The sequence below is a fragment of the Lentzea sp. NPDC036955 genome (assembly GCF_055608005.1).
On sequence record NZ_JBVJRC010000002.1, the window covers coordinates 396,223 to 412,234 of the forward strand.

At 70.9% G+C, this 16,012-nt stretch carries 14 protein-coding genes; 8 read left to right on the forward strand and 6 right to left on the reverse strand.

Annotated elements, in window-relative coordinates; translation table 11 throughout:
- Window positions 1-104: 104 nt before the first annotated feature.
- On the forward strand, window positions 105-1,016 hold the full coding sequence (locus ACZ7CF_RS06960; protein WP_360384003.1) for a TauD/TfdA dioxygenase family protein: 912 nt from the start codon (window positions 105-107) through the stop codon (window positions 1,014-1,016).
- Window positions 1,017-1,121: 105 nt separating this feature from the next.
- Here the strand turns inward: ACZ7CF_RS06960 and ACZ7CF_RS06965 are convergent, their stop codons facing one another.
- Window positions 1,122-2,111, reverse strand: coding sequence for a BtrH N-terminal domain-containing protein (locus ACZ7CF_RS06965; RefSeq protein ID WP_470369087.1), 990 nt, complete (start codon window positions 2,109-2,111; stop codon window positions 1,122-1,124).
- Between the two features lie 209 nt (window positions 2,112-2,320).
- On the opposite strand from ACZ7CF_RS06965, the gene ACZ7CF_RS06970 reads away from it, so the two are divergent.
- Complete coding sequence (locus ACZ7CF_RS06970; protein ID WP_470369088.1) at window positions 2,321-3,886, forward strand: sensor histidine kinase; 1,566 nt, start codon at window positions 2,321-2,323, stop codon at window positions 3,884-3,886.
- 30 nt (window positions 3,887-3,916) lie between these two features.
- Here ACZ7CF_RS06970 and ACZ7CF_RS06975 read toward each other — a convergent pair whose 3' ends face one another.
- The 3 genes from ACZ7CF_RS06975 to ACZ7CF_RS06985 all read right to left on the reverse strand — a co-directional run bounded on the left by ACZ7CF_RS06975 (window position 3,917) and on the right by ACZ7CF_RS06985 (window position 7,530).
- On the reverse strand, window positions 3,917-5,383 hold the full coding sequence (locus tag ACZ7CF_RS06975; protein ID WP_470369089.1) for a glycoside hydrolase: 1,467 nt from the start codon (window positions 5,381-5,383) through the stop codon (window positions 3,917-3,919).
- 97 nt (window positions 5,384-5,480) lie between these two features.
- Window positions 5,481-6,629: a hypothetical protein gene (locus tag ACZ7CF_RS06980; protein ID WP_360383991.1), complete on the reverse strand. Its 1,149-nt coding sequence runs from the start codon at window positions 6,627-6,629 to the stop codon at window positions 5,481-5,483.
- Window positions 6,630-6,693: 64 nt separating this feature from the next.
- A complete protein-coding gene (locus ACZ7CF_RS06985) occupies window positions 6,694-7,530 on the reverse strand; it encodes an SGNH/GDSL hydrolase family protein (RefSeq protein WP_360383988.1) in 837 nt (278 codons plus the stop codon).
- A 296-nt stretch (window positions 7,531-7,826) separates the two neighbouring features.
- Here ACZ7CF_RS06985 and ACZ7CF_RS06990 point away from each other — a divergent pair, with 296 nt between their 5' ends.
- From ACZ7CF_RS06990 to ACZ7CF_RS07015, 6 genes are read left to right on the forward strand one after another with little or no spacing between them, the layout of a single operon-like run.
- Window positions 7,827-8,750 (forward strand): carbohydrate ABC transporter permease, encoded by a 924-nt coding sequence (locus ACZ7CF_RS06990; protein ID WP_470369090.1) that lies wholly within the window; start codon window positions 7,827-7,829, stop codon window positions 8,748-8,750.
- Window positions 8,740-9,573 (forward strand): carbohydrate ABC transporter permease, encoded by an 834-nt coding sequence (locus ACZ7CF_RS06995; RefSeq protein ID WP_360383982.1) that lies wholly within the window; start codon window positions 8,740-8,742, stop codon window positions 9,571-9,573. The genes ACZ7CF_RS06990 and ACZ7CF_RS06995 overlap by 11 nt, the downstream gene beginning before the upstream one ends.
- 15 nt (window positions 9,574-9,588) lie before the next feature.
- Window positions 9,589-10,899: an ABC transporter substrate-binding protein gene (locus ACZ7CF_RS07000; RefSeq protein WP_470369091.1), complete on the forward strand. Its 1,311-nt coding sequence runs from the start codon at window positions 9,589-9,591 to the stop codon at window positions 10,897-10,899.
- Entirely contained in the window at window positions 10,896-11,981 is a 1,086-nt protein-coding gene (locus tag ACZ7CF_RS07005) for a Gfo/Idh/MocA family protein (RefSeq protein WP_360383976.1), read from the forward strand. The genes ACZ7CF_RS07000 and ACZ7CF_RS07005 overlap by 4 nt, the downstream gene beginning before the upstream one ends.
- Window positions 11,963-12,856, forward strand: coding sequence for a DUF6807 domain-containing protein (locus ACZ7CF_RS07010; RefSeq protein ID WP_470369092.1), 894 nt, complete (start codon window positions 11,963-11,965; stop codon window positions 12,854-12,856). The genes ACZ7CF_RS07005 and ACZ7CF_RS07010 overlap by 19 nt, the downstream gene beginning before the upstream one ends.
- On the forward strand, window positions 12,850-13,587 hold the full coding sequence (locus tag ACZ7CF_RS07015; protein WP_470369093.1) for a cupin domain-containing protein: 738 nt from the start codon (window positions 12,850-12,852) through the stop codon (window positions 13,585-13,587). Before ACZ7CF_RS07010 ends, ACZ7CF_RS07015 begins: the two co-directional genes overlap by 7 nt.
- A gap of 21 nt (window positions 13,588-13,608) precedes the next feature.
- On the opposite strand, the gene ACZ7CF_RS07020 is transcribed toward ACZ7CF_RS07015, so the two are convergent.
- The gene (locus ACZ7CF_RS07020) at window positions 13,609-14,562 is read right to left on the reverse strand and encodes an arabinan endo-1,5-alpha-L-arabinosidase (RefSeq protein ID WP_470369094.1); all 954 of its coding nucleotides are present in this window, start codon (window positions 14,560-14,562) and stop codon (window positions 13,609-13,611) included.
- Between the two features lie 6 nt (window positions 14,563-14,568).
- Window positions 14,569-16,008 carry a family 43 glycosylhydrolase gene (locus ACZ7CF_RS07025; protein WP_360383966.1) on the reverse strand — a complete coding sequence of 480 codons (1,440 nt, stop codon included), beginning with the start codon at window positions 16,006-16,008 and terminating at the stop codon, window positions 14,569-14,571.
- Window positions 16,009-16,012: the final 4 nt, after the last annotated feature.

Below are 16,012 nucleotides of genomic sequence, written 5' to 3' on the forward strand. Positions count from 1 at the left end.
CCAGGTGCTGGGAAGACTTGTTTTCCGGCCGCGCGATGTTGCGCACGCGGCGCGGACATCAGCACGGTGGTGGGGAAGTTCGCCACCACGAGAGGAAGTCCGCGATGACCGCACAACTTTCCGCCACCGTCGCCAAACTGGGTGCGGGCATCGGCGCACGCGTCGACGGCGTCCGGCTCGGCGGCGACCTCCCGCAGGACGTCGTGGCGGAGATCAGGGCCGCCCTGCTGGCCAACAAGGTCGTGTTCTTCCGCGACCAGCACCACCTCGACGACGCGGAGCAGCTCGCGTTCGCGCGGCTGCTCGGCAGCCCGACCCTCGCGCACCCCACGGTGAAGGGCCAGAACCACACCAACGTGCTGGCGATCGACTCCGACTACGGCAAGGCCAACAGCTGGCACACCGACGTCACGTTCGTCGACCGCGTGCCCGCGATCAGCATCCTGCGCGCCGTCGAGCTGCCGCCGTACGGGGGCAGCACGGTCTGGGCGAACACCGCACGCGCCTACGACGAGCTGCCCGAGGCGTTGAAGGCGCTCGTGGACCGGCTGTGGGCGGTGCACACCAACGTCTACGACTACGCGGGTCACGTCGACTCGACCCGCATCGGCGGTGTCGACGTGAAGGAACGGGCCTACCGCTCGGAGTTCGAGTCGCAGCGCTACGAGACCGAGCACCCGCTGGTCCGCGTGCACCCGGAGACCGGCGAACGAGCGCTGCTGCTCGGGCACTTCGTCAAGCGGATCGTCGGCCTGACGGCCGCGGAGTCCAAGGCGGTCTTCCAGCTGCTGCAGGACCGCGTCACCCGGCTGGAGAACACCGTGCGCTGGCAGTGGGCCGACGGTGACGTGGCGATCTGGGACAACCGGGCCACCCAGCACTACGGCGTCGACGACTACGACAACGCCCGCCGCCGGCTGCACCGCATCACCCTCGCGGGCGACGTGCCGGTCAGCGTCGAGGGCGTGGCGAGCACGACCGTGGTCGGCGACGCGGCCCACTTCTCCGAACTCTGACGCTCGTTCTCCTCGGGCGCGGTGACGTGGCTGCGGCGTCGTGGCCACGTCCCGGCGGTTCGACCGCGCACGCGCTGCTGTCGTGGCCTGGTCGGCACGGCCGGTTCAGCCGATGCGTACGCGGGCCAGCACCTCCATCGCGGCCCGTTCCCGTTCCGCCAGCTCGCCCAGGACCGCCGCTGCCCGGTCCAGCCGCCCCTGGTCACCCGTCTCCCCGGCCGCGGCGATGTGGTCGGCCACCTCGGTCCACAGCGGCGCGATCGCGGCGTACAGCCCGTGGCCGTGCCGCAGGGTGTCGTCGCCGGTGAGCTCGGCGGCCTCGGCGAGGAAGTCCCGGTACAGCGCGCGGAACAGCGATCCGCCGGTGCCGCCGCGCTCCATCAGCATCGCGGCGAGCGGGAGGTCGCGGGACGGGTCGCCGGCCCGGTCGAACCACCGCGCCACCCGCTTCGCCGCCGTGGCGATGCCGCGGTGCCCGAGGTTGGCGATGGGCGGGGTGAGGAACGCGTGTGCGTTGGCGCGCACCGCTTCCCGGACCGCGTGTCCGAGCTCGGGACGGCCGGTGGGCGCGGTGGCGGTGTAGGAGAGGTTGCGGGCGGTCATCGGTCCGCGTTCGGCACGGGCTTTCGCCAGGCTCGCCAGCGTCGTGGTGACGTTGCCGCCCTGCTGAGCCGTGTCGACGAGGTGGGCGGTGTCGTCGTCGTAGCCGTGGATCGCGACGAAGTGACCTCCGAAGTGGACTTTCGTCGTGAAGTGGTCGAGGTGGAACGAGTCCAGCTGCAGGCCGACCGGGCGGCCCGCGGACAGGTGGGTGACGACGTTCTGCCACGCCTTGCGCGGCGAGGTGGTCTCCTCGGCGCGCAGGTCGAGGCCCAGCCGGGTGGCCGCGGTCCGGGTGAGCGCGAACGGCTTGACCCGCCCGCCGAGGAACGGGAAGTCGAGGTTCTTCGCGTCCCAGTAGACGAAGCCCAGGCCTTCGCCGAGGCCGAACAGCAGCGGTTCGGACAGGTCGAGGCCCTCGTGGCGCAGCAGGGCGCCGAGGGTGGTGGTCTCGCAGTGCTGACCGCGGGGGAACGAGACGTCGTCGATGATCATGTGGCTTCCTGGGCTGGTGCGTCGTGCGGGGGTGCGGTCAGTCTCGACCCTCCCACGGTGTGAGGGTCAACCACGACGAGCGGTTCACCGAGGACCGCGGTCACGCTCACTCACCCGGCCGTCACGACGGGAACGGCCCCTTCTCTACGATTGCGCGACTCGTCGAGGGGACGAGCGCGGCGCCTCGGCGCCGGTGCCGGGGAGGTGTTGTGCGGACGAGTCCGGACTCCGGGGCGCTGCTCGGCGGCCCGTCGCTGCGGCGGTGGTCGCTGCTGATCTCGGTGGCGCTCGTCGTCGTCCTGCTCGGGGCGACGGTGGCCGTGCTGCTGGCCATCGGCGACCTGTCCAGGGCGCGCTCGCGGTTGCTCGACGTCGTCGGGCCCGCGGTCGTGAGCTCGCAGCAGCTCGGCACCCTCGTGGTGGACCAGGAGAACGGCGTCCGGGGCTACCTGCTGAGCGGCAGCGAGGCGTTCCTCGACCCGTACCGCGACGCGGGGGAACGCCAGGCCGCTGCACGCGCGACCGTCGAGGCGACGAACGACCCGGCCGTGCTGCGGGCGCTGACCGCGCTGGACGGAGCGTTGGCGGACTGGCGTGGTGACTACGCCGACCCCGCGGTCGCCGCGGTGCGGACGGGCGGCGTCGTTCCGGCCGAGGCGCTGGGCAAGCAGCGGTTCGACGCGGTGCGCGCGGCGTTGTCGGCGTTGCAGGACGAGATCGCCGCCCAGCGCGCCGCCGGACGGGCCGCGCTCAACGACGCGTCCACGCGGATGGCGGTGACGTGCATCGTCGCGATGGCCGTGCTGCTGGCCGCCGTGCTCGGGTGTGTGGTGGCGCTGCGGGTGTTCGTCGTGGCGCCGTTGGGCAGGCTGCGCCGGCAGGTCGGGACGGTGGCGGGCGGGTCGTTCGCGCACACCGTGGCCGCGACCGGGCCGACGGAGCTGCGCGAGCTCGGCGTCGACGTCGACACCATGCGCACCCGGATCGTCGCCGAGCTGGAGCAGGCGCGGGAGCGCAACGCCGCGCTCGACGCCGCCACGACCGAGCTGCGCCGCTCCAACGCCGAGCTCGAGCAGTTCGCCTACGTCGCCTCCCACGACCTGCAGGAGCCGCTGCGCAAGGTCGCGAGCTTCTGCCAGCTGCTGGAGAAGCGCTACGGCGACCAGCTCGACGAGCGCGCCACGCAGTACATCGACTTCGCCGTGGACGGCGCGAAGCGCATGCAGCTGCTCATCAACGACCTGCTCGCGTTCAGCCGGGTGGGCCGCATGCGCGACAAGCAGGTGGTGGTCCCGGCCGGTGACCTGGTCGACGAGGCCCGCCGCAACCTCGCGCTGTCGATCGAGTCCTCGGGAGCGCGGATCGACGTGGGACCGCTGCCCGAGGTCAGGGGAGAGGTCCGGCTGCTGGTCGGGGTGTTCCAGAACCTCATCGGCAACGCGCTGAAGTTCCACGGCGACGAGCCGCCGCACGTGCGCATCGCGGCCGAGCCCGGTGAGGACGACACGTGGTGGTTCTCGGTGAGCGACAACGGGATCGGCATCGACGAGCAGTACGCCGAGCGGATCTTCGTGATCTTCCAGCGCCTGCACGCCAAGGACCGCTACCCCGGCACCGGCATCGGGCTCGCGATGTGCCGCAAGATCGTCGAGTTCCACGGCGGCCGCATCTGGCTGGACACGGAGGCCACCGGGGTGAACGCGGGCACGACCGTCCGCTTCACGCTGCCGCGGGTCGGCGCGGACGCCCCGGTGACCGTGTCCGGAACCCCGTGAGGTCGCACGGGAGTCGCTGACCGCTCCGGCTCAGACGGCCACCCCGTCGAGCTGGAAGGTCTGCACCTGGCCCGGTGCGAAGGCGACCCGCAGCAGCTTGCCGTCCAGGCGGACGTCCGTGCGCTGCGCGTAGCGGTCGCTGCCGCTGGTCGTGGACGTGGACCAGCGGGTGAGCTGCCCGGTGGGCAGGGTGGTGAACCGGGTCAAGTCGAACGTGGTTGTCTGCGCCGAGGTGGCCGTGTTGACGCAGACCAGGACCAGCCGGCGCGCCACCGGGTCGTAGGCGGTAGCGGCGTTGCCGGTGGACGCGGAGACGATGCGCATGCCCGGCCGGATGTGCCGGGTGAACTGTGCCAGGACGTGCAGCTTGTTCTGCACGGCACCGGCTTCGAGCGTGACCGGGTCGTAGCTGATCAGCGCCCACGCCGGGGTCGGGTCCATCACCTGCCAGAAGCACCACGCGGTCGGGTGCAGCCAGCGCCAGTCCAGGCACAGGTTGCTCGCCATCGACAGGCCGGTGCCGTCCGCGTCGCCGTACTCGGAGTTCCACAGCACCTTGCCCGCCGAGCGGGCGTCGGTGTGCAGCAGGTCGCGGCGCCCTCCGGAACCCTGGTAGCCGTGGACGTTGAGCTGGTCCACGACGGACCGGGTGGTGGCGTCGAACGCGGCCCACGTGCTGCGCGCCGCGTCGTAGCTGGTCTCGTCGGACGCCGCGATCCGCATGCCGGTGAGACCGCGGGCGTTCATCTCCTGCCGGAGGTGCTGGAGCACGACCCGCTGCGTCGCCGGGTTGAAGTGGCAGCCCTCCTGCCTGCCGGTCGCTGACCAGTAGTCCGACGCCGGCTCGTTGAACGGCGAGATCGTGCGGAAGGTGACGCCCCACCGGTCGCGGAACTGCCTGGCCACCTCGGCGAGGTGGGCGGCGTGGGTGCGCTGGTTCCACGTCTGCAGGTTGTCGCTGTTCGCGTCGGCGGCACCGGAGGGGTTGTGGTTGGCGCACATCCACCACGCGGGCGAGTTGGCGAACAGCTCGGTGACGGCACCCCGTTGCGCCGCCTTCACGACGGCCGCGCGTTGCTTGGCGTCGGCGGCCCACTTCCACGCCGCCGACGCCGGGTCGGTGTTGCGCCAGTCCTGCCAGAAGGTCTCGATCTGCTTGAACCGCGGGATGTTCGGCGAGGTGACCATGGTCTCGTCGTTCACGCTGTTCCAGCTGCACGCGCCGAGGTTGTACCGGGCGATGCTGAGCCCCAGGCCGGGTAAGGGCTGTCCTCTGTAGACGACGGTCTTCGTGGTGAACCACAGGTCCGCCAGGTCGTCGCGGTCGCCGAACACGTTGGCCCACCAGGCGAGCGACGTGCCCCAGCCCTCCCACGTGCCGTGGTCTGGGCCGGGGTCGACGGTGATGGTCTGGTCCGCGTGGGCGGAACCCGTGCCCACGGCCGCCGCGGCGACGGTGGCGACCGCACCGGACAGCACCGTCCTGCGCGTGACCATGGCAGCTCCTCGGGGTGGTCCGGTTCGGCGGATGGCGAACGTGTTGGTGGTAGTTGGCGGCGGTTTGATCAGGTGTCGGTGGTACTTGCAGATGCCGTCAGGAGCAGACGTTTGACGGGCTGTTGTTCAGGGTGAGGTTGCGGAACGTCGTGTTCGTGCCGCAGGGGCTCTCGCGGACGGCCGAGTTGGTCACCGTCAGGTTCTGGACGGTGATGTCGCGGTTGCCGGGGAACTCCGAGCGCGCGGCCAGCCGGATCTCCCCGCCGCCGGTCACCGTGCCGCTCTGCGCCGCCAGGACCACGTTGGTGCAGTTCTCGATCAGCACCGCGTTGTTGCCGGTGTTCGCCAGGTCGATCCGGTCGATCGTCAGGCCACCGCTCTCCGACACGCAGAACACGCCACGGCCGCCACCGCGGGCGCGGACGGTGCCGACCCGGACGTTCGTGGGGTAGGCGGTGCCGATGCGGCCGTTGCGGTTGGCCGTGCGGAACGCCGCGTACCCGGTGCCCGCGCCCGCGTTCTCCGCGTCCACCGTGCCGACCGTCGCGTTGATCGTGTCGTTGAGCAACAGCCCGGACTCGCCGACGTTGCGCGCGGTCACGGTGCCGACCGTGAGGCCGTCCACCCCGTAGGTCTCGACGGCGTGGCTGCTCGCACCGGACACGAACACGTTGTCGATCCTGATGTTGCGGCTGCGCACGCTCGTGTTGCCGCGGTTGTCGATGCGCACGCCCAGGCCGCCGGACAGGCGCATGTCGAGCTGGCCCAGCACGAGGTTGTCGACGTTGCGCATGAAGATCCCGTACAGCGGACGGCCGGTGAGGCTCAGGTAGCGCACCTCCACGTCACGGGTGCCGCGCGAGTAGATCGGCGCCTGGTCGCCGGAGCCGGTGCCGGTCACGTTGATCGTGCCGCACACGTCGATGCCGGTGTAGCTGGGCAGCGAGATCCGCGAGCCCGCGCTCATCGCACCGCTGCCGCGCACCAGGACCCACTGCTTCGCGGTCCGGCCCGCGGTGAGGCTGTCGACGGCGGCTTGGACGGCGGAGCGCATGTCGGTGCCCGTGTAGACGGTCCGGCCGCCGGTGCGGGAGGTCCAGGTGCTGCCGCTGAGCACGGCCTCGGCGTTGAACGCCCGGTCACCGCAGGCCAGCGCCCGCACCTCGGCGTGGGCCACCGGCACGAGGCCGCCGATCACGACCGCTGCCGCCGCTGCCGCGCTCATCCACGTCCTGGTCGAGGGCATGCGAAGAAGTCCTTTCCACGAGGGGCGGCGGCGGTGTGCGGAAACTCCGGGCTCGGCGAACCCGTTACCTCAGGTAGTTCGCCAGCGGGATGCGCTGGTCGCGCAGCGCCTTGGCCACGACACCGGCGATCTGCCTCGCCCCGGCGGCCTCGAAGTGCGTGTGGTCGTTGCAGAAGAACGCGCCGACCGGGCCCCTGGTGTAGTCACCGTCGTTGGGGCAGAGCCGCAGTGAGTTGTAAAGCGCGTAGCTCAACCGGTGCAGGTCGACGACGGTGACGCCGCTCGTCCGTCCCGCGTCGAAGGTCTCGGTCAGGAACCCGCGGGTGGCGACGGCGGTGCTGCCACTGCACCGGATCGCGGAGACCGGGGTGAGGAAGATCGGCGTGGCACCGCGGTCCTTCGCCGCCTTGGCCATCAGCGCGAGGAGCTCCCGGTAGCGGGCGCTGCCCACGTGCCGGGGGCAGTCGGGGCTGCCGTCGTTGATGCCGAACTGGACGACGAGGTAGTCACCCGCCTTCATCCCGGTGGCCGGGTCGAGCATGGCCTGCCAGCGCTGGTGGAAGGTCCGCGGGCTCACCACGCACTCGCCCGCCGCGTCCTTGGCGTTCTGCACGTTCGACTCGTAGAGCCAGGTCTGGACGCTGCGACCGGCCACCGCGCTGTTCACCACGGTCACGTCGGAGGTGAACAGCGCACCGAACTGGCTGCCCCAGCCGACCGGGCAGCTCGCCTTCGGGTCGGCCATCGTCGAGTCACCCGCCAGCCACACCTTCACCGCGGCCGCACCGGCCGGCGCCGTGCTCGCCGGGGAGCAGCCGGGTTCCTCCGCGACGGCCGGCGTGGCCGCCGCGCACAACGGCAGCACGACGAGTGCTGCCAGGGCCAGGAAACGAGTCCTCACAGTGGTCTCCAGACGGGCAGGGGCTGCCTGAGACGGCCGGGCGGGAACGGCGGGTGAACCGAGCGTAGCCCGTGGTCACGCTGCACGGAAAGCGCTTTCCGCGAATCGTCGATTCGACGTCCGGTGGTGGTGCGCCGCAGTCGGTCCACTGTGCACCGCGCCGTCGAACACCGGGTCGAACGCAGGTCGAATCGCTGTTCAACGAAGCTTTCGACGGCGTTCGACGCCGCTGCTTGACGGTCGGGTGACGTCGATGCAAACTCCGGAAAGCGTTTTCCAAACGGATCAGGGGCTCCATGAGTGCTCTCGACGAGTTGCGCCGGCTGCGTCGCGACGGCACGCAGGTGCGCAAGCGCGACAACAGGGCGGCCTTCTGGTTCCTGGCACCCTGGTTCGCCGGACTGCTGTTCATCACCCTCGGCCCGGTCCTCGCGTCGTTCGGGCTCGGCTTCACGAAGTACAACCTGATCCAGCCGCCCAGGTTCACCGGGCTGGACAACTTCGCGCGGATCCTCACCGACGAACGGCTGCACAACGCCCTGCGGGTGACGTTCACCTACGTGCTCGTGTCCGTGCCGCTCCAGCTGGCCTGCGCGCTCGCCGTCGCACTGCTGCTGGACCGCGGGCTGCGCGGGCTCGCCCTGTACCGCTCGGCGTTCTACCTGCCCTCGCTGCTGGGCTCCAGCGTGGCGATCGCCGTGCTGTGGACGCAGGTGTTCGGCACCGACGGCCTGGTGAACCGCGTGCTCGGCCTCTTCGGCGTCGAGGGCGGGGGCTGGATCTCCGACCCCGACACCGCCCTGTCGACGCTCATCGTGCTGAACGTGTGGACGTTCGGGTCACCGATGGTCATCTTCCTCGCCGGGCTGCGGCAGATCCCGGCCGTCTACCACGAGGCGGCCGCGATCGACGGTGCCGGCCGCTGGTCGCGGTTCTGGCACATCACGCTGCCGCTGCTCTCGCCGATCCTGTTCTTCAACCTGGTGCTGCAGATCATCCACGCCTTCCAGTCGTTCACGCAGGCGTTCGTCGTCTCCGGCGGCACCGGCGGCCCGTCGGACTCGACGATGTTCTACACGCTCTACCTGTACCAGCAGGGTTTCAGCCGGTTCGACATGGGCTACGCGTCCGCGCTGGCGTGGTTCCTGCTGCTGATCATCGCGGCGTTCACCGCGATCAACTTCTGGGCGGCGAGGTACTGGGTCTTCTATGACGACTAGCCGGTTGTCCTCCCTCGCCAAGCACACCGGCCTGGTACTGGCCGGCTTCGTGATGCTGTACCCGGTGCTGTGGATGGTCGTGAGCTCGCTGCGGCCCGACGACGAGATCTTCCGGAGCCCCGGGCTGGTCCTCGACGGCCTGCGGACGGAGAACTACACCGAGGGGTGGACCGCCCTCACACCGTCGTTCGGGACGTACCTGGTCAACTCGTCGGTCCTGGTGCTGGGCTGCATCCTCGGCAACCTGGTGTCGTGCTCGATGGCGGCCTACGCGTTCGCCCGGCTGCACTTCAGCGGGAAGCGCTGGTGGTTCGGCATCATGCTCGGCACGATCATGCTGCCGATCCACGTCATCATCGTGCCGCAGTACGTGCTGTTCTCGAACATCGGCTGGGTCAACACGTTCCTGCCGCTGATCGTGCCGAAGGTCCTCGCCACCGACGCGTTCTTCGTGTTCCTCATGGTGCAGTTCATCCGCGGCCTGCCGCGCGAGCTGGACGAGGCCGCGCGCATCGACGGCTGCGGCCACCCGCGCATCTTCCTGCGGATCATCCTGCCGCTCATGACGCCCGCGCTCGCGACCACCGCGATCTTCACGTTCATCTGGACCTGGAACGACTTCTTCGGCCAGCTGATCTACCTCACCGACCCGGACATGTACACGGTCCCGGTCGCCCTGCGGTCGTTCGTGGACTCCACGGTCGCGACGTCGTGGGGCGCGCAGTTCGCCATGAGCGTCGTGTCGCTCGTCCCGATCTTCCTCGCCTTCCTCGTCGGCCAGCGGTACCTCGTCAAGGGGATCGCCACGACCGGGGGCAAGTAGCCGAAAGGACAGCTCATGCCAAGAGGTGCTCGCCGCAGGGCCGCGTGGGCCACCCTGCTGTCCCTGACCGCGTCGCTGCTCGTCGCGTGCGGGGCCGGTTCCGACGCCGGTGGCGACCTGACCGCGGAGCCGGTGACGCTGCGCTTCACCTGGTGGGGCGGCGACGACCGGCACAAGAGGACCCAGCGGATCATCGAGCTGTTCCAGGAGCAGCACCGGAACATCACCATCAAGGGCGAGTTCAAGGAGTGGAACGGCTACTGGGACAGCCTCGCCACCACGATGGCGGCCAACGACGCGCCCGACGTCATGCAGATGGACGAGCTGTACATCGCGTCCTACGCCGAGCGCGGCGCGTTGCTCGACCTCACCGAGGCGAAGAAGCACCTCGACACCGCGGACTTCGACCACAAGGCGCTCGCCACCGGCGCGATCGGCGGCAAGCAGTACGGGCTGCCCGTCGGCCTCGGCATGTACTCGGTCATGGTGAACCTCGACCTGCTCGCGCAGTACGGCATCCCGGTTCCCGACGACACGAAGTGGTCGTGGGACGACCTGAAGCGGATCGGCGAGCAGGTGTCCGAGGCCGGTGGCGGGCAGGTGTTCGGCGTGCAGTCGCCGGGCATCAACGACACCGCCGGGCTGAGCATCCGGGCGCGCCAGCAGGGCAAGGCCATGTTCGACGCCGAGGGCAAGGTCGTGCTGCCGCAGGAGATCGCCCGCGAGTACTGGCAGTACATCGCCGACCTCGCGAAGTCCGGCGTCGCGGCACCGCCGTCGGTGACGATCGAGAAGGCCTCCGCGGGACTCAACCAGTCCGCCACCGCGACCCGCACCGCCGCGTTCGGCCTGTGGTGGAACACCCAGCTGACCGCGCTGACCGCTGCCAGCGGCGCCAGGCTGAAGTTGCTGCGGCTGCCGGGGGAGACGCAGGGCAAGGCACCCGGCGCGTACTACAAGCCGTCGATGTTCTGGTCGGTGTCGTCGCGGTCGAAGCACCCCGCGGAGGCGGCGGCGTTCGTGAGCTTCCTCGCCAACGACGAGGAGGCGGCGAAGATCATGCTGACCGAACGCGGTGTGCCCGCCAACCAGAAGATCCGCGACGCGATCGCCGGCCAGCTGAAGGAGACCGACAAGGCGGCCAAGGAGTACCTGGACACCGTGCCGGTCAGCGACCCGCCCAGGATCACGCCGAACGGCGCCAGCACGGTCGACGCGATCCTCAAGCGGCACACCGAGGACGTGCTGTTCGGCCGGACCACCCCCGATGCGGCGGCCACGTCGTTCATCAGGGAGGTCCAGGCGGAAGTGGACGCGGCCCGGTGAGGCGCGCCGCCATCGTCGGAACGGGTGCAATTGCGGCCGCCCACGCGGAGGCGGTGCGGGCCTGCGGTGACCGGGTCGAGCTCGTCTCGGTCGCCGACGTGGACGCCGGCCGCGCCGCCGCGTTCGCCGAGCGGTGGGGTGTGCCGCGGGTGCACCCCGGGCTCACCGCGCTGCTGGCGGAGGAGGAGCCGGACGTGGTGCACATCTGCACCCCGCCCCGCCACCACGTGCCGCTGGCGCTCGAATGCCTGGCCGCGAACGCGACGGTGCTCGTCGAGAAGCCACCGGCGTTGTCGCTGGCCGAGGTCGACGCGCTCGTCGTCGCCGAGCGGAGCTCGACCGGCCGGGTCGCGACGGTCTTCCAGCACCGGTTCGGCCCGGCGGCGGTGCGGCTGCGGCGCCTGGCCGCCGAGGGGGTGCTGGGCCGGTCGCTGGTCGCGAAGTGCGACACCCTCTGGTACCGCGACGACGCCTACTTCGCCGTGCCGTGGCGCGGTTCGTGGGACAGCGAGGGCGGCGGTCCGACGATGGGGCACGGCATCCACCAGTTCGACCTGCTGCTGTCGGTGCTGGGACCGTGGCGGGAGGTGCGGGCCGTCGCGGCCAGGCAGGCCAGGGACGTGCAGACCGAGGACGTCTCGATGGCGCTGGTGACCTTCGCCGACGGGACGGTCGCCTCAGTGGTGAACTCGCTGCTCTCACCCAGGGAGACCTCACAGCTGCGGTTCGACTTCGAACGCGCCACGGTCGAGGTCGAGCACCTCTACGGCTACAGCGACGCGCACTGGACGGTCACCCCGGCGCCCGGCCACGACGACGTCCTCGCCCGCTGGCAGCAGGAGCAGCGGTCGGACGAGGTCAGCGGTCACCGGGGCCAGCTGGCGGCGGTCCTCGACGCCCTGGACGGCGGCGAACCGCCCCCGGTCACCCTCGCCGACACCAGGGACACCATGGAGTTCATCGCGGCGCTGTACGCCTCGGCGTTCACCGGCGCCGTCGTGCAGGCCGGCCGGATCGGGCCGGGCGACCCGTTCTACACCAGCATGGAAGGAAGCGGTGCCCCGTGGGCGACCAACCGGTGATCACGCGCCAGGACGACGAGGTGCTCGTCGTGTCGGCAGGCCCGGCCGAGCTGTTCCGGTACGTGCACCGGCCGACGACCCCGGCGTTCGAGGGGCCCAAGCCCTACCTGCACCCCGTGCGCACGCTGGCCGGTGACGTCGTGACGGCGTTCCGGCCGCACGACCACCGCTGGCACAAGGGCGTGCAGATGACCGCGACCGACGTGTCCGGGCAGAACTTCTGGGGCGGCGTCACCTACGTGCGCGACGAGGGGTACGTGGTGCTGCCGAACGTGGGCAGCATGCGGCACGAGGAGTTCAGCACCGCCGAGGCCGAGGGCGAGCTGACCATCGGCGAACGGCTCTCCTGGGTCACCGAGGCCGGGCAGCACTGGGTCGACGAGGCCCGCCGGCTCACCGTGCGCGACGTCGAGGACGAGGCGTGGACGCTGGAGTTCGCCACCACGCTGACGAACGCGCGCTCGGAGCCGTTGTCGTTCGGCAGCCCGACCACCAACGGCCGCGAGCTCGCGGGCTACACCGGGTTCTTCTGGCGCGGTCCGCGTTCGTTCACCGGCGGCGAGGTCCTCGCGGCCGGCGGCGGCAGCGGGCAGGAGCTGATGGGCGAGAAGGCCGCGTGGCTGGCGTTCGTCGGACAGCACGACGAGGTGGACCGGTCCTCGACACTGCTGTTCATCGACCACCCGGACAACAAGAACACCCACTGGTTCGTGCGCAGCACACCGTTCGCGGCGGTCAACCCGTCGTTCGCCTTCTTCGACACCGTCGAGGTGCCACCCGGTGAGTCGCTGCACCTGCGCCACCGGCTGGTCGTCGCGACCGGCGGCTGGGACCGCGGGCGCCTGGAGTCCTATGTGGAGGAGCACGCGTGGTGACCCCGTTCCCCGGTGGGATCGGCCTGTCCGGTCTGCGGGTGTACGACTGGCCGACCGCGGACGGGGTGTGCGGCGGGTCGCCGCACGTGCACCTCACCTGCGCGGAGTGCTACTACGTGGTCGGCGGGCAGGGCCGGGTGCAGACCCTCACCCGGCGCGGGTTCGCCGAGACCCCGCTGCGCACCGGCACGGTCGCGTGGTTCACGCCCGGCACGGTCCACCGGCTGGTCAACGACGACGACCTGCACATCGTCGTCGTGATGCAGAACAGCGGCCTGCCCGAGGCCGGTGACGCGGTGTTCACGTTCCCGCCCGAGGTGCTGGCGGACCCCGAGCGCTACGCGACCGCCGCGTCCCTCGCGCAACCCGGGCACGCCTACGCCGCCTCCGAGCCCGCCGCCCGCCGGCGCCGCGACCTGGCCGTCGAGGGGTTCCTGGAGCTGCGGGAACGCCTGGAGGCGGGCGAGACCGCGGCGATCGAGGCGTTCTACGCGGCCGCGCTCGCGTTGAAGCGGGAATCGCTGGACGACTGGGAACAGCGGTGGCGGACCGGGGCGCTCGCGGCCACCCGGCTGACCGGCGAGCACCTGGAGCGCCTGCGCGCCGGGGACACCGGGCACCTCGCCGACGCGGACGTCCACGTGGTGCGGGGGGAGGAACCGCAGCGGTTCGGCATGTGCGGCCGCCTCGACGTGCACGACCCGGCAGCGGGCCGGTCGCCGTACCGGTGACCCGCGCTGCGCGGGCACCCCTCACCGCAGGTACGGCCAGCCCGCGGAGTCGAGGGCCAGCAGGTTGACGCCGAGCCGGGACGCGCCGGAGTCGGTGTAGTAGTGGTAGACGAGCAGGTCGCCGTCGACGTCGCTGAGGACGTCCTGGTGGCCGGGCCCGTGCACGCTGCCCTGCCCCGCCAGGACCTCCGTGCCGCCGCCCGAGGTCAGGGCGGTGCCGTTGCGGTCGACGTAGGGACCGGTGACGCTCGTCGATCGGCCGACCATGACGCGGTAGGTGCTTGACGCGCCCCGGCAGCAGTAGTCGAACGAGACGAACAGGTAGTAGTAGGAGCCCCGTTTGACGATGTTCGGCGCCTCGATCGGGCCGCCGTTGCGCCCGGCGAGGGACCGGATCGTGGAGTCGGCCCGCAGGCCCGTGGACGGGTTCAGCGCGACCATCTTGATCCCGGACCAGAACGAGCCGAAGCTCAGCCACCAGCGGCCCTGGTCGTCCACGACGAGGTCGGGGTCGATGGCGTTGAAGTCGTCGGAGGTCCGCGACTCGACGACGAGACCGCGGTGGGTCCAGGTGCCGGCGTTCCCGCTGGGGCTGGTGGCGAGGAAGATCGCCGACCGGTTCGAGCCGAACGTCGAGGCGGAGTAGTACAGCCAGTACTGGCCGTTGCGGAACGACAGGTCCGGTGCCCAGAGGGTGCGGTCGCCGCCGGTGTACGGGGTGGTCCAGGACGCGCCGCTCGGGAACGCCGACCCGGCGGAGCGGAACGCGACCCGGTCGGTGGAGGTCCGGAGCGCGATGTCCCTCCCGGTGTGCGCCACCAGGTAGCTGCCGTCGGCGCGCCGGACCGCGCTCGGGTCGTGCACGCCGGTGTCACCCGTGACGCGGCCCGGCAGGGGATAGGCAGAGGCGGGTGGTGCCGTCCCGACGGCGGTGGCCAGCACCACCGCCGCGACCAGTGCGATCTTCCTCGTCATCGCGGATCACTCCAGCACGAACGTCGCATCGGAACGGCCCTGCGCGTCGGTGACCGCCTGCAGGAAGAGCAGACCGCCGTTGACGCGCACGTAGAGGCCGGGGAAGTTGACCGACTCGAACGACACCGCCGAGCTCGCGGCGAGTCCCGCGCGCTGGGTGAAGCTCGCGTCGTTGCGGAACAGGGTGCTGCCGTCGCTGCGGTCCACCCACAGCTCGTTGTTGCGGTGGCGCAGGTAGTAGCCGGGGAAGTTGGTCGACTCGAGCGACACGGTGCCGGACCCGGTCAGCCCGGTGACGACCCGGAACTGCGAGTCGGCCAGCGGCGACACGTTCGCCTCCAGCCGGGCGCGGTACTCCCAGTGCCGCACGAAGCGGTCGGCGGCGGCGTAGGACCGCAGCCGCACCGGCGTCGGGCCGTCGGGCACCGGAATGCCGAAGTCCGGGGTGCCGTCGGAGCGGTAGTGGACCTTCTGCACGCGGGTGCGGCGGTTCGGGTCGTTGAGCGGGTCGCCGCTGATGTCGCGGTAGTTGCGGTCGTGGTAGACGAGGACGTCGCTGGCACCGTCCTCGGAGACGGTGAACGAGTTGTGGCCGGGACCGTACTGGCCGGTCGCCGCGTTGCTGGTGAACACCGGGTCGGCGCTCTTCGTCCAGGAGGCCGCGTTGAGCGGGTCGGCCGACGCGGAGGCGGTCAGCAGCCCGAGGCAGTAGTTCGCGTCGGTGGCACTGGCCGAGTAGGTCAGGAAGAGCCGCCCGTTGCGCTGCAGGACCGACGGCCCCTCTGCGACCTTGTACCCGCGGGTCTCCCACGCCAGCGCCGGCACGGTCAGCCGCGTCACCGTCCCGGTGATGGTCCACGGGTTCGCGCCCATGCGGGCCAGGTAGAGGTTCGAGTTGGTGGCGATGCCCGGTTCCTGCTGCGCCCAGGTCAGGTACCGCACGCCGTTGTGCACGAACGTCGAGGCGTCCAGCGAGAAGGTGTCCCACGGCGTCGTGATCCGGCCGCGTTCGGTCCACGGCCCGGTCAGCGGGTTGGCAGCCGAGCTCTCCAGCACGTACATGCGGATGCGCCAGACGTCGTCGGTGCGCCCGGCGGCGAAGTAGACGTACCACCTGCCGTTGATGAAGTGGATCTCCGGTGCCCAGATGTGGGCGCCCATCTCACCGCTGGAGTGCTTGCGCCAGATCACCGTCTCCGCCGCCGTGGCCAGGCCCTGGATCGTCGTCGCGCGGCGCAGGACGATCCGGTCGTACTCCGGGACGGTCGCGGTGAAGTAGTAGAAGCCGTCGGTGTGCTTGAAGACGTGCGGGTCGGCCCGCTTCTCGGCGATCGGGTTGGTGTAGCGCACCGCGGGCGCCGCACCGGCCTGCGGCACCGGCATCCCGGCCACGCAGGTGACGACCGCGAGCACCAGCACCGCCAGGCGGAGGAAGACCGTCCTCATCGGC